At 41.0% G+C, this 13668-nt stretch carries 12 protein-coding genes; 10 read left to right on the top strand and 2 right to left on the bottom strand.

Annotation, left to right across the window (positions count from 1 at the left end):
• Positions 1 to 5: 5 nt before the first annotated feature.
• On the bottom strand, positions 6 to 1058 hold the full coding sequence (locus BI198_RS06965) for a type IV pilus twitching motility protein PilT (RefSeq protein ID WP_070048908.1): 1053 nt from the start codon (positions 1056 to 1058) through the stop codon (positions 6 to 8).
• 29 nt (positions 1059 to 1087) lie between these two features.
• On the opposite strand from BI198_RS06965, the gene BI198_RS06960 reads away from it, so the two are divergent.
• The 9 genes from BI198_RS06960 to BI198_RS06920 all read left to right on the top strand — a co-directional run bounded on the left by BI198_RS06960 (position 1088) and on the right by BI198_RS06920 (position 10562).
• Positions 1088 to 1789 carry a YggS family pyridoxal phosphate-dependent enzyme gene (locus BI198_RS06960; RefSeq protein ID WP_070048907.1) on the top strand — a complete coding sequence of 234 codons (702 nt, stop codon included), beginning with the start codon at positions 1088 to 1090 and terminating at the stop codon, positions 1787 to 1789.
• An 8-nt stretch (positions 1790 to 1797) separates the two neighbouring features.
• Positions 1798 to 2613, top strand: coding sequence for a pyrroline-5-carboxylate reductase (proC, locus tag BI198_RS06955; protein WP_070048906.1), 816 nt, complete (start codon positions 1798 to 1800; stop codon positions 2611 to 2613).
• Positions 2614 to 2688: 75 nt separating this feature from the next.
• A complete protein-coding gene (locus BI198_RS06950; RefSeq protein WP_070048905.1) occupies positions 2689 to 3228 on the top strand; it encodes a YggT family protein in 540 nt (179 codons plus the stop codon).
• Entirely contained in the window at positions 3228 to 3521 is a 294-nt protein-coding gene (gene yggU / locus BI198_RS06945) for a DUF167 family protein YggU (RefSeq protein WP_070048904.1), read from the top strand. Before BI198_RS06950 ends, yggU begins: the two co-directional genes overlap by 1 nt.
• Positions 3522 to 3578: 57 nt before the next feature.
• The gene (locus BI198_RS06940) at positions 3579 to 4004 is read left to right on the top strand and encodes a DUF4426 domain-containing protein (protein ID WP_070048903.1); all 426 of its coding nucleotides are present in this window, start codon (positions 3579 to 3581) and stop codon (positions 4002 to 4004) included.
• Positions 4005 to 4027: 23 nt separating this feature from the next.
• Positions 4028 to 4615, top strand: coding sequence for an RdgB/HAM1 family non-canonical purine NTP pyrophosphatase (gene rdgB / locus BI198_RS06935; RefSeq protein ID WP_070048902.1), 588 nt, complete (start codon positions 4028 to 4030; stop codon positions 4613 to 4615).
• A 571-nt stretch (positions 4616 to 5186) separates the two neighbouring features.
• A complete protein-coding gene (gene hemW / locus BI198_RS06930) occupies positions 5187 to 6329 on the top strand; it encodes a radical SAM family heme chaperone HemW (protein WP_070048901.1) in 1143 nt (380 codons plus the stop codon).
• A gap of 95 nt (positions 6330 to 6424) precedes the next feature.
• The gene (locus BI198_RS06925) at positions 6425 to 8302 is read left to right on the top strand and encodes a DUF885 domain-containing protein (RefSeq protein ID WP_070048900.1); all 1878 of its coding nucleotides are present in this window, start codon (positions 6425 to 6427) and stop codon (positions 8300 to 8302) included.
• 217 nt (positions 8303 to 8519) lie between these two features.
• On the top strand, positions 8520 to 10562 hold the full coding sequence (locus BI198_RS06920) for a methyl-accepting chemotaxis protein (RefSeq protein WP_070048899.1): 2043 nt from the start codon (positions 8520 to 8522) through the stop codon (positions 10560 to 10562).
• A 70-nt stretch (positions 10563 to 10632) separates the two neighbouring features.
• Here the strand turns inward: BI198_RS06920 and BI198_RS06915 are convergent, their stop codons facing one another.
• Positions 10633 to 12498, bottom strand: a complete 1866-nt coding sequence (locus BI198_RS06915; RefSeq protein WP_070048898.1) for a cytochrome c/FTR1 family iron permease — start codon at positions 12496 to 12498, stop codon at positions 10633 to 10635.
• A gap of 189 nt (positions 12499 to 12687) precedes the next feature.
• Here BI198_RS06915 and BI198_RS06910 point away from each other — a divergent pair, with 189 nt between their 5' ends.
• Complete coding sequence (locus BI198_RS06910) at positions 12688 to 13650, top strand: magnesium transporter CorA family protein (RefSeq protein ID WP_070048897.1); 963 nt, start codon at positions 12688 to 12690, stop codon at positions 13648 to 13650.
• Positions 13651 to 13668 lie beyond the last annotated feature (18 nt).

The raw sequence follows: 13668 nt of genomic DNA, 5'->3' as shown, positions 1-13668 counted from the left end.
ATCAATTACATCCTGCCCATAGAGCCAAAGGTATTTTTATCCTGTGCTTTAGTTGCCGCATCTTTTTGTGAAACTAAACCGCGGTTAACTAAATTTAATAAACATTGATCCATAGTTTGCATACCATGAGCGGCTCCGGTTTGAATAACAGAATACATTTGAGCAATTTTATCCTCACGAATTAAGTTACGTATCGCCGGTAATCCAACCATGATTTCATGCGCTGCTATACGACCTCCACCGACTTTTTTCAGTAAGTTTTGCGAAATAACCGCTCGTAACGATTCTGATAGCATAGAGCGAACCATGGCTTTTTCTTCCCCCGGAAAAACGTCAATGATACGGTCAATGGTTTTTGGTGCTGAAGTGGTGTGCAAGGTGCCAAACACTAAATGGCCGGTTTCTGCTGCTGTCATAGCTAAACGAATGGTTTCTAAGTCGCGTAATTCACCTACTAGAATGACATCAGGATCTTCACGTAAGGCAGAGCGTAAGGCATTACTAAAGCTATGCGTATCGCGATGTACTTCACGCTGGTTAATTAAGCTTTGTTTATTGCTATGCACAAATTCAATCGGATCTTCTATAGTAAGAATATGATCATGGCGCATATTATTAATGTAATCGATCATGGCCGCTAAAGTAGTAGACTTACCCGAACCGGTTGGGCCAGTTACTAGCACTAAACCGCGTGGGTTTTCGGCAATGGTTTTGAATATATCTGGCGCACCTAAATCATCTAAGGTTAATACTTCGCTTGGGATGGTACGAAATACTGCCGCAGCACCGCGATTTTGCACAAACGCATTGACTCGAAAACGGGCTAAGTTAGGTACTTCAAAAGAAAAGTCAGACTCGAGGTTTTCTTCGTATTCTTTGCGCTGTTTATCGGTCATAATTTCATAAATTAGCGCATGCACTTCTTTATGGCTTAAAGGCGGAATATTTAACTTTCTAACATCGCCATCCACACGTATTAAAGGTGGCACACCAGAAGAAAGGTGTAAATCTGACGCTTTATGTTGCACACTAAAGGCTAATAATTCGGTAATATCCATGACAATTTATACTCCAAGATGCCAATTTTATGAATAACATAGCAGAACAACTTCGCCTCGCCTATCAGAACCTTACGCAAAAGTGTCAACAATTTAAACTTAGTAACAATAACGTACAATTAATTGCCGTTAGTAAAACTAAACCTGCGACGGATATTCTCAGCGCCTATGCTGCAGGTCAGCGTAAATTTGCTGAAAACTATCCGCAAGAATTAGTAGAAAAACAGCTGTTGTTGGCCGATAAAACAGACATTGAATGGCACTTTATTGGTCCATTACAGTCAAATAAAACCAACTTAGTCGCACAGAGTGCGCAGTGGGTTCACAGTATCGACCGCTTTAAAATTGCCAAACGCTTAGCTCAGCAACGCCCCGTTGCTTTAGGTAAACTTAAAGTGTTAATCCAAATTAATATTAGCCAAGAAGCCAGTAAAGCCGGTATAGCGCCCCAGATGATGTTGGAACTAGCAGGCCAAATAGCTGCCCTACCGCAATTAGCCTTAAAAGGCTTAATGGCTATCCCTGCAGCGGGTATAAACGATGAATCCAGCTTTAAAGCTATGCAGCAATTATCATTGCAATTACAACAGCATTATCCCGATGCCACAGAGCTTTCGATGGGCATGTCGAATGACTGGCCATTAGCTCTGAAAAATGGCGCAACTATGATACGATTAGGCACAGTTATTTTTGGTGAACGGGCTTATAACAAGGGACCAAACGAGGAATGAAATCAAATATGAATGACAATACCGTCGCTTTTATTGGTGCAGGTAACATGGCACGCTGTATTATTGCCGCTATGGTTAATAACGGCTATCCAAGTAACAATATTATTGCTGCCAACCGCAGCCAACCCAAATTAACCGCCTTAGCCGACGATTACGCTATTCAAACTACTTTAGATAATATTAGTGCCGTACAACAAGCCGACATTATCGTATTAGCGGTTAAGCCACAAATGATGCAACAGTTATGCGAAACTTTAATTACAGCCGTACCAGAAATTGCGGATAAGCTTTTTGTTACTATCGCTGCGGGTATTCCAGTGAGTCGTTATAAAGACTGGTTAGGTAACGTGCGCATTGTTCGTAGCATGCCAAATACACCTTCACTGGTTAGCTTGGGTGTAACTGGTTTATATGCAACTGATTGTTCAAACTATGAAAAATCTTTTGTTGATCATATGTTCAGTGGCACAGGTTTAAATGTTTGGTTAGATGCTGAAGCTAAAATTGACCATGTTATTGCCGTTACGGGTAGCTCGCCTGCTTACTTTTTCTTTTTTATGCAAGCTATGCAGCAAGTGGCTGAAGAACTGGGTTTTGATGCCGCAGAAGCAAAAAAAATGGTCGCACAAACGGCTTTGGGCGCAGCGACTATGGCGTTAGACAGTGAGCATAGCTTTGCTGATTTACGGGCTCAAGTGACCTCTAAGGGCGGTACCACCCATGAGGCAGTAACAACTTTTGCTAATCAAGGGCTTGAAAAAATGGTCTCAGACGCCATGTATGCTGCAATAAACCGTGCCAAAGAAATGGCTCAGAGTTTTTAATAGCGCCTAGTTTTAAGCTAAATAGGTTTGACTTGCCATATATTTTATCTGCAATAGTGCTTTTGGGAGCCGTTCATGCAAGCGTTACAATTTTTAATTAACACCGTATTTAATCTGTTTTTAATGGTGGTTATTCTGCGCTTTTGGCTGCAATTAGCACGAGCAGATTTCTATAATCCTTTTAGCCAATTTGTAGTCAAAGCCACTAACCCTATTGTGCTGCCACTACGACGCATCATTCCGAGTATTGGTAGCATAGATACTGCAACGCTGTTGTTAGCCTACCTGGTGGCTTTAGTTAAATTGTTATTACTGCAATTTGTTATCATTAAAGGTGTTGTTTTACCCGACAGTTTACTGTGGGCGCTGATGGTCGTGGTCAAAGAAGCGTTTTCATTGCTGTTTTGGATTTTGGTGATCCGAGCGTTATTAAGCTGGTTTAGCCAAGGTAATAACCCGATTGAACAAGTTATGCATCAATTAACCGAACCATTATTACGGCCAATCCGTCGTATCTTACCGCCTATGGGTGGCTTAGATTTATCAGTACTAGTGGTATTAATTGGTTTACAGTTTTTAAATGTATTACTTAGTGATTTATTCCGCGGCTTTTAATGCCAGCTAAACGTGAGCAAAACAATATTAGACTTAGGCTGTATTTACAGCCTAAGTCTAGCCGTGATGAATGGGTTGGCCTTTATAATGACGCCATTAAAGTTGCCATTACTGCACCACCTATTGATGGTAAGGCTAATCAACATTTACTCAAGTTCTTAGCCAAAAGCTTTAAAGTCGCCAAATCAGATGTTGTACTTGAAAAAGGGCAATTAAGTCGACATAAGGTAGTACTTATTACGGCTCCAAAAACTTTCCCTAGCTTGATAGAACAGCTATTAACTACCAGATAATTTTATCTGCTTCCACTATAATAGTAAGTTACTAAGCCAAAATAAAAAGGTCAGATCATGAAATTGTTATTAGGTGTAATGCTCGCAATATTATTTACTGCCAGTGGTCAAGTTATAGCTGATCAAAAACAACAGCTTGGTGATTGGGATGTGCACTATATTGCCTTTCCTGCCCCGTTATTAACCCCCGAGATTGCCCAGCAATATCGGATCCAGCGAAGTAAGTATAATGCCGTAATCAATATCTCAGTGCTAGACACGCAATCTCAGCAAGCGCAAAAGATAAATATTAGCGGTATCGCCAAAGATATTCAGGGCCGACAAATTGCTTTAGAATTTACTGAAGTGGTTGAAGGTAAAGCCGTATATTACTTAGCCCAATTGCCGTTTAGAGATCAACAACGCTTTGATTTTACGTTAACATTAGCGCAAAAAGACAGCTTGCAACAATTAAAATTCAAACAAACATTTTATGTCGACTAAGGCCGTAAACGGACCGTTTATTAATGCAAAAAATCGTACTAGCCACCAGTAATAAAGGCAAAGTTGCCGAGCTTTCAAAAATGTTAGCTGGGCGTAATATTGAAATTATCCCGCAAACCGATCTTGGCGTAAGTGACGCCGAGGAAACGGGTTTAACTTTTGTTGAAAATGCTATTATTAAAGCCCGTCATGCCGCTTTGTCTTCAGGCCTTCCTGCCATTGCCGATGATTCTGGATTAGCGGTAGATGCCTTAGGTGGCGCACCGGGTATTTACTCAGCTCGCTATGCCGGTGAAGGCGCGACTGACAAACTCAATATCGACAGGTTATTAGCAAATATGCAGTCGGTACCTGTTGCTCAGCGTAGTGCACAATTTCACTGTGTTTTAGTCTATATGCGTCATGCTGAAGATCCGACCCCGCTAATATGTCACGGCATTTGGCGCGGTGAAATCGCTACAAGTGCTCAAGGTGAGCATGGTTTTGGCTATGATCCTGTTTTTTGGTTAAGCAACGAAAACTGCAGTGCAGCTCAGCTAAAACCAGAGCAAAAACAACAATTAAGCCATCGCGGCCAAGCCTTAAAGACTTTGCTTCAGCTGCTACGTTAAGTGTTTAGTGTTTAGTGTCGACCGACTAAGATAAATAGTTGAAGAACGGTTTTAGCCTAAACTAACCATTGCAGCCCCGGACGGGCGGAAATGAGCCCCCAGGGATGGGTTTACGGCGTGTTAGTCTGGCTAAACCGATCCTTATATATACTTAAGTTTTTAGTGTGGGCTGAATAAGATAAATTAATGAGGAACGGTTTTAGCCTAAACTAACCATTGAAGCCCCGGACGGGCGGAAATGAGCCCCCAGGGATGGGTTTACGGCGTGTTAGTGTGGTTAAACCGATCCTTATATATACTTAAGTGTTGAGTTTTTAGTTTTTAGTTTTTAGTTTTTAGTGTGGACTGAATAAGATAAATTATTGAGAAACGGTTTTAGCCTAAACTAACCATTGCAGCCCTGGACGGGCGGAAATGAGCCCCCAGGGATGGGTTTACGGCGTGTTAGTGTGGCTAAACCGATCCGTATATACACTTGAATGTTGAGTGTTGAGTGTTGAGTGTTGAGTCTCTCCTATTTTTGGGCCAGTCCAGTGTTTAGTGTAATTTTATTAATAAAAAGGATCTATTTTTGAGTCTGCAGTTACCGCCTCTGGCGCTTTATATTCACATTCCGTGGTGCATCCAAAAATGTCCGTATTGCGATTTTAATTCTCATGCTGTTAAAAAAGGCATTCCCGAACAAGAATATATCTCTCATTTGCTAGCTGATTTAGATCAAGATTTATCCTTAGTGGCTGGCCGTACGTTAACCAGTATTTTCATCGGTGGCGGTACCCCCAGTGTGTTTAGCGCCGAAGGCATAGCACGAATTTTAACCGGTGTTAAACAACGGCTTACTTGTGCAGACACTATGGAAGTGACCATGGAGGCCAATCCAGGCACCGTTGAAGCGGCTCGTTTCGCTGGCTATGTTACTGCAGGCGTTAATCGCTTTTCTATTGGTGTACAAAGCTTTCAAACTGCTCAATTAAAAGCCTTAGGCCGTATTCACGATAGTCAAGAAGCTATCCATGCTGCTGAACTGGCGCAAAAACTGCCTTTAAACAGCTTTAATCTAGATTTAATGCATGGTTTACCGGATCAAGATGTCACAGCTGCCTTAGCTGATTTACAACAAGCTATTACCCTAGCACCACCTCATTTATCCTGGTATCAACTGACTATTGAGCCCAATACCGCTTTTGCCTCTAAACCGCCACTTTTACCCGCTGATGACACCTTATGGGATATTCAACAACAAGGCTTAGAGTTGTTGCAACAACATGGCTATCAGCAATATGAAATATCAGCTTACTGCCAACCCGGCTTTCAATGCCAACATAACCTAAACTATTGGCGCTATGGTGATTATTTGGGGATTGGTTGTGGTGCGCATGGCAAAATTACCCTACCGTCACGCAATAGCATTTTACGCACGGTTAAAATTAAGCACCCTAAAGGTTATATGGATATGACTCGAGGCTATGTAGATAGCCGCGAGCAAGTCGAACCTGAAGATCGGCCTTTTGAATTTTTTATGAATCGTTTTCGGCTAATAGAGCCCTGCCCTAAAGATGACTTTATAGCTTATACCGGACTGCCTATTAGTTATATTGAACCCGCTATCGCTAGCGCAATAAACCAAGAGTTATTAATTGAAACCGAACAGCATTGGCAAGTTACTGACAAAGGCAGTCGGTATTTAAATGACTTACTCACGTTGTTTATCTAGCCTACTGCGATAGGTCGCCTTTTCATCGTGTTTTAACTGCGTAGAATAAAGTGATAACTTAATACATTGTTCTTTATTCATAGCGCAGGTACCAGATGATAAAATTTACAGCAACAAAAGTGGCGTTACTGCCAATGGCGATCAGTTTAGCGTTATTAGCAGGCTGTGGTCCAAAAACAGTTGACCCGACAAATTCTACCGCGAATAATTCTGCAAATAGTAGCGCTATTACTAGTGATACTACCGTGTCTGAATCTGAAAAAGCCAATACCCTGTTTGAACAAATCTTTATGGAGTCGGTGCGACGTAATCCGGCTCGTTTAACCCGTCTTGGTATTAAAGATGACTATGATAAATGGCAAAATTTATCAGAAGAGCATTACCAAGCTGGCTTAATGCTACAGCGCGATCAATTAGCCCGTTTAAACAACATTGATAGCACTAAACTAGATGACGCAACGCGAATCAGCTACCTATTAATGCAGCAAAATTTACAGCAAAGTCTGGACGATGCTAAGTGGCATTTATATAGCTACCCGGTTAATCAGATGTTTGGCGTCCATACCCAAGTGCCTTCGTTATTAATAAACCAGCATATGATTGATAACGAAAGTGATGCTGCAGCCTATATCGCAAGATTAAACGCTGTACCTCAGTTATTTAAGCAATTACAGCAGCAACTAGAGCAGCGTGCAGAACAAGGCATCATTGCACCAAAATTTGTATTTCCGCATGCTATATCAGCGAGTAAAAACATCATTACCGGCGCTCCCTTTGATACCAGTAACGACAGTACTTTATTAGCCGACTTTAGTAAAAAAGTACATAAACTTGAGATAACGGAACAGGCGAAAAAACTGCTGATCGATCAAGCAAAAGTAGCATTAATTGGCAGTGTTAAACCTGCCTACAGCGGTTTAATTAGTTATTTGCAGACCCTAGAGCAACAAGCAGGCACCGATGACGGTGTTTGGCGCTTAAAACAAGGTGCCGAGTTTTATCAACATGCCTTAAACCGGACCACAACCACTGACTTAACCTCTGAGCAGATCCATCAATTAGGTTTAGATGAAGTCGCGCGCATCCACACAGAAATGCGCCAAATTAAACAACAAGTTAACTTTTCTGGTAATTTACAGCAATTTTTCGTTCATTTGCGCGAAGATAGCCAATATTACTATCCTGACAGCGATCAAGGCCGAGCTGATTACTTAGCCGAAGCGAGTCGGGTTATTGAAGATATGAAAGGCCGTTTGGATAGCTTATTTTTAGTTAAGCCTAAAGCCGATTTAATTGTTAAAGCCGTTGAACCCTTCCGTGAAAAATCTGCGGGTAAAGCGTTTTATCAGCAGCCCTCTATGGATGGTACTCGCCCTGGCACCTACTACGCCAATTTGTACAACATGCGGGATATGCCAACATACCAATTAGAAGCCTTGGCCTATCATGAAGGTATACCCGGTCACCATATGCAATTGGCTATTAATCAAGAATTAGAAAACATGCCTAAATTCCGCCGCTTTGGTGGTTACACAGCCTACATTGAAGGCTGGGGCTTATATACTGAACAATTGCCCAAAGAGATTGGGTTATACCAAAACCCATATTCAGACTTTGGCCGCTTAGCCATGGAGCTATGGCGCGCTTGTCGCCTAGTGGTCGATACCGGTATTCATAGTAAAAAATGGACACGCCAGCAAGCGATTGATTATTTAGTAGAAAACACCCCTAACTCGGTAACAGATTCAACCAAAGCTATTGAACGCTATATCGTAATGCCTTCTCAAGCCACAGCTTATAAAATAGGCATGATTAAAATGCTTGAGCTCCGCGAAAAAACTAAAACAGCCTTAGCCGATAAGTTTGATATCCGCGAATTTCATGATGTCATTCTAAAAAATGGTGCTGTGCCATTAGATGTATTAGAGCAACTTGTTGATGAGTATATTGCGCATAAAACAACTGCAATCTAAATCGGTTATTCAATGATTTACCCGACAGCCTAAGTATTAGCTTTACTGTACTTCGATTACAGTACTTAGGCTGTCGTCATCTAAAAATAATATTTAATTATTGTGCTTTAACATTCCATCATTAAGCGTTAACGTATTACAGCTTCTTAAAGATACAAAATAATAATTAGAACGCTATAGATAGTTATAGTAGCGTTAAAAACTCTGGGAAGATGTTATGGGCTTTTTAAAATTAACAACAATAAGACAAAAACTATTAATTAGTATTGGTAGTGCCGTCGCCGTATTATTATTACTAACCTCAATTTTAGTGGTCAATCATTTAAAAAACATTACCCAACAACAGGTTAATAGCGATGTTGCCTCTTTAGTGCAACAAGAGGCCTTAAATGTAAGCAGCTTCTTTGCTCAATATGGCCAAGTGACGCGGACGTTTTTAGAAAGCCCGCACTTTATCAATTGGTATCAGCAATATCCTAACCGGGGCACTGATTTAAGCCAGATTGCAGGATATGCAGCCATCAACAACAGTTTTATTAATGTTAGCCAGCGTGATGAAAATATTTTATCGGCATTTTTTGCTTTAGATCGTACCGGTGAGTATTTTCGCGAGAATGATCGCACAGGGGTTGATACAACAGGTCCTGATGCTGGCGATAACAGAAAAGGCTACTTTGCCACCAAACGGCCTTGGTATCAGCAAAGCTTGCAGCAAAATCGTTACTTTGTAAATTCACCCTCAGCAGATTTGACTACAGGTATTATTTCGGCAGTAGTGCAAGGTCCAGTTTATACAGCAGAGGGTAAATTGTTAGGCGTAGGCGGTATCGATTTACATATTAATAAAGTCGGCGACAAGATTGAGGCTATTCGCTATCAAGGTCAAGGCTTACCGGTACTATTAGATGATAAGGGTAATATTGTTCACTTTTCATCTCAAGCCGGTATTAAATACCTACCCAACGATCCTTTAGCAAAATTTGATGACTTAGATACCAATAACCAAGGTTTTACCGAGCTTGCCGCAGCCGCTAAAGAGAACAAAGCACAACGAATTGAAGTGCATTTACAAGGCAAAACCTATTACGCATACAGCCAACCGGTTAGCTTAGATTTTCCAAAAATGGAATGGCTAGTAGCATTATTAGTACCGGTCGAATTAATTGATGGCCCGGTGCAAAGCGCGACTAATTGGGCCATTTTTTTAACCCTATTAATCCTGGCGATTATTCTTGCTGTAGTCTGGTTAATGACCCGAATGATCACATCGCCATTACAACAACTTATTAATAGTATGCGTGATATCGCCAGTGGTAATGGTGATTTAACCCGAGAAATAAATATTGACAGTCAAGATGAAGTCGGTGCACTTGCCAACCATTTTAATCAGTTTATTGCTAAGCTACGCCTATTGTTATTGCAAACCTCTGAGCAAGCTAACTCGGTAAATAACAGTAGCAAAATGCTGTCTAGTGTTACCGAACAAACCAATCATGAAATTCAGCAAGGTAATGTTCAGTTAGAAAATGTGTCTTCAGCAGTGCATGAAATGACCGCGACAACCCAAGAAATTAGTAATAATGCTGATCACGCTAGTAGTGCGGCTAATGAAGCTGAACAACATGCGCTACATGGTCAACAGCTGTCCGTTGCGGCATTAAATGATATGCAGCAACTGGCTGAGCATATGGCACAAGCTGTTTCTGTTGTGGTGGGCTTAGCTAAAGAGTCTGAAAGTATCGGTACTGTGGTTGATGTTATTAAAGGTATAGCTGAACAAACAAACTTGTTGGCACTAAACGCTGCAATAGAAGCCGCCAGAGCTGGCGAACAAGGCCGAGGCTTTGCAGTAGTAGCAGATGAGGTCCGCTCATTAGCAGCTCGCACTCAAGAAAGCACTAAAGATATTCGTAATATGGTAGAAAAGCTGCAACTCATTGCTCGCGAAGCAGAAAGCAGTATGCAAAAAGGACGAGCTCAAACACAAACTAGTACTGAGCGCGCCCAAACTATGCAAACTGCCCTCGCCGATATCAGTGCAGCGATAAATAATGTAAAACAACAAAATAGCCAAATTGCTGACGCGACAGGCCAACAAACGGTAACAACAGAAGATATCAACCATAACTTGATGGCCATTACGGAGTTAATGAGTCGCTCTGCCGTCCATGCAAAAGAGCTAGCTAAAGAAGCGGCAACCCTAAGTAATGCCGCAAAAGGGCTTAATACGGTTGTGGGTGAGTTTAAAATTAAGCAATAAAATTAAACAATGACGCTATATCATTAAATTAAACCAGCAAACACTTTGTTTGCTGGTTTTTTTTCAGTGCTTATGATGCTATCGCTTTCTTCTGGCGCTGACGCAAAAGTAAAATAACCGCCAAAACGACAACTAGGGCCTGAGCCGCTAAGCTCTGCGCAGTTGGGAATATACCTAACCAGCTTATAGTTGGCGCATTTAATTGATTAATAGCGATTACACCCGCTTCTTGTAATGCCGTAACACCCTTGCCTATCATAACAAAAGCTAACACTATCATTAACAACGCTGTCGAACCAAAGAAGGCTTTTAACGGTAACTTTAAAGCAAACTTAAACAGGGCCACACCTAAGATTGCTAATAAGGCTAACGCAGCCAAAATACCTAAACTAAAGCTCATATGGTGGGCTGCACCGCCTTGTAACCATAGTGACTGATAAAACAGTATGGTCTCAAAAATCTCTCGATATACGGCTAAAAACACCACCGCTGCTAACCCTAAATACGCACCCGATTTTAATGCTTTACTGACTTGGCCATTAATAAATTGCTGCCATTGCACTGCAGAGGTTTTACTATGCATCCAAAAGCCCATATAAAATAATATACCGGCAGCAATTAATGCTGTGTACCCTTCCGTCATTTCCCGTGAGGCACCCGATATAGTAATCACGTAACTGGCCACAAACCAAGTAACAGCACCTAAAGCGATTGCGCTTATCCAACCATAATGTACAGAGCGTTTTAGGCGTGGCTGTTCTGTTTTAACCGCCACTGTATAAATTGCCGCTACCACTAATAACGCCTCTAAGCCTTCACGTAATAAAATAAGTAAGGCTAATAGAAACACATTACCTGAGGCTAAATTACTATTATTTAATGCCTGCTCAGCTTGAGATAATAATTGTTGAATTGACTGTATTTCAGCCGTTAATTCACTTAATGCGGCTTGTTGCTGAATATTTTGCCGTAAACCCAGCATTCTGGTTTCTATTTGATCTTTTAAAGCTGCATCGACAGCGGATAAATTATTTTCAATTAACTCAAAGCCATCTAAATACGCTGCAACCGCTAAATTATAAGCTTGGCTATAGTGTTGCTGCTCTAACTGAGGAATAACCAAGGCCAAAGTATCTTTAGCAACCTGGAGTGGATTAGCTGTATTAGCTAAAAAGAAACGCTCAGGCTGTTGGCGAAACACAGCCATTAGCGCTTCACCTTGCTGGGCATATTGCTGTTTTAAATCTTGCGAGGTGGAGGTTAATAACATCGAAATATTTTTGACGTCAATTAAACTATCGGGTGTATTGGCTAAATCAACTTGCTCACTAGCGATGGCACCCACATAAAAAGCCAGATCCCAGCGACTTTGCTCATCTAAATAGCGAAATGAAGTCATCGCCGTGTCTTCAACGCCTAATGTTATGGTATTAAAAAGACCAAATACACTGCGGGATTCATAACGATCAAATTCATGGAAATTGGTCGGTGCTGGATCCAATCCCTTCGCAGCAGGACCATCACCACTAGCCGTTGCACCATGACAGGCCGCACAGTGAGTTTGATATAATGCTTGGCCTCGTTGTAAGTTTGGTACTGTTGTTGGCAAAGGTATTGTCGGCATAGTAGCAATAATGGAATGGCGCATTTTTGCCGTCAGTTGCTTAATCTCTGTGGTATCAGCTTTGTCAGAAATCAGTTGTTGTAGTTGCTCAGCCTGTTGGGTTAATTCAGAATCGGTTCCAGCTAACTGAGCCGGAATTAAACTGGCAAATTCAATCATTTCGCCGTATTCAGCCTTATTAATGACTTGGCCTTGCTCGACTGCATTTTTATAATCTGCGCCAATGTATTCAATCAACTGAATTAATTTATCTGAAGCCTGTAGCGGCATGGCAAACAGCACCATTATTAAAGCAACCAACATTCTTTTCATACAAATACTCACCAAATAGTAAAGAGGAATGATTCTCATTATACATAATGTAATGGCAGAAAATGTGATTTTTTAGCTAAACTTAGCGTTTTAACCCCTATTTTGTTGAATAAAACAGCAATACAGCAGCTAATTTGCACCGATAGAATTGTTCGGTTTATGCTGTGTGGATTATTAACGGAGATTTATATGATTCAGCTAAGTTATTTTGAACCTGAAACCGCACGCTGGCAGCACGGTGATATTACGCAATTACCGAAACAAGTACCTGCTGATGCTCGTTTATGGATAGATTTAAATAATGCCACTGTAGAAGAGCAACAAATGGTATTACAGCGCTTTGGTATTTTAGATAATTTAGTTGAAGATTTTATTAGAGAACGCCATCCGCCAAAATGCGAAGGACAAACTGATTTTACCTTATTAGTATTACGCGGTTATGCCGATATTGACTTCAGTGAATACACGGCGAGTGCCCAAATTAACTTGTTATATTCACGGCAGGTGTTAATCAGTAAAATAACCAGCCATAACTCCAGCTTACTTGAGCAATTAAAACCTAAGATTGAGCAGGCTAAAACAGCTAATATTAGCGAATGGATTAAACAAATTATTTTAGTAACCTCTAGCAGTTACTTAGAAAAGTTGATTGCGTTTGAAGATGAGATCAGTGATTTAGAAGATGCCATGTTACAACGCGGTAATGATGATTTAATGGCGTTAATTATGCGTTACCGCTCGGTTTTGCGGAAAATAAACCGTAACTTAGCCTATCAAAAAGATATTTTTGCTGAGGCGTTTGATGAGCAGCAAAGCCCCTTATTAGCCCATTTTGATACTATTGAGCTTCGTGACTTTTATGAAAAGATTGAACGTTCTCACAGCATGACAGATATGTATTACGATCAACTTAGTGATTTAGTCGACAGCTATTTATCGACCACCTCGCACCAAATTAACGAGCGAATGAAGGTGCTTACTATTGTCAGTACCATTTTTATTCCGTTAACTTTTATTGCCGGCATTTACGGTATGAACTTTGTTAATATGCCAGAGCTAGCAATGACCAATGGCTACTATATCGCTATCTCTGCCATGGCTGTCGGTGGCATCTTTGGCTTAGCTTGGTTTAAGTATCGCGGTTGGTGGTAAGGTTAAAATAGCGAATAA

This window comes from Rheinheimera salexigens, from assembly GCF_001752395.1.
GTDB classification, from domain to species: Bacteria; Pseudomonadota; Gammaproteobacteria; order Enterobacterales; family Alteromonadaceae; genus Alishewanella; species Alishewanella salexigens.
The sequence above is the reverse complement of the archived record's forward strand: the minus strand, read 5'-3'. Positions and strand labels throughout refer to the sequence as shown.

Coding starts and splice junctions, on each gene's coding strand:
- proC (WP_070048906.1), top strand. CDS start 1,798: ATGAATGACAATACCGTCGCTTTTATTGGTGCAGGTAACATGGCACGC.
- BI198_RS06960 (WP_070048907.1), top strand. CDS start 1,088: ATGAATAACATAGCAGAACAACTTCGCCTCGCCTATCAGAACCTTACG.
- yggU (WP_070048904.1), top strand. CDS start 3,228: ATGCCAGCTAAACGTGAGCAAAACAATATTAGACTTAGGCTGTATTTA.
- BI198_RS06950 (WP_070048905.1), top strand. CDS start 2,689: ATGCAAGCGTTACAATTTTTAATTAACACCGTATTTAATCTGTTTTTA.
- BI198_RS06925 (WP_070048900.1), top strand. CDS start 6,425: ATGATAAAATTTACAGCAACAAAAGTGGCGTTACTGCCAATGGCGATC.
- BI198_RS06910 (WP_070048897.1), top strand. CDS start 12,688: ATGATTCAGCTAAGTTATTTTGAACCTGAAACCGCACGCTGGCAGCAC.
- BI198_RS06920 (WP_070048899.1), top strand. CDS start 8,520: ATGGGCTTTTTAAAATTAACAACAATAAGACAAAAACTATTAATTAGT.
- BI198_RS06940 (WP_070048903.1), top strand. CDS start 3,579: ATGAAATTGTTATTAGGTGTAATGCTCGCAATATTATTTACTGCCAGT.
- rdgB (WP_070048902.1), top strand. CDS start 4,028: ATGCAAAAAATCGTACTAGCCACCAGTAATAAAGGCAAAGTTGCCGAG.
- BI198_RS06965 (WP_070048908.1), bottom strand. CDS start 1,058: ATGGATATTACCGAATTATTAGCCTTTAGTGTGCAACATAAAGCGTCA.
- BI198_RS06915 (WP_070048898.1), bottom strand. CDS start 12,498: ATGAAAAGAATGTTGGTTGCTTTAATAATGGTGCTGTTTGCCATGCCG.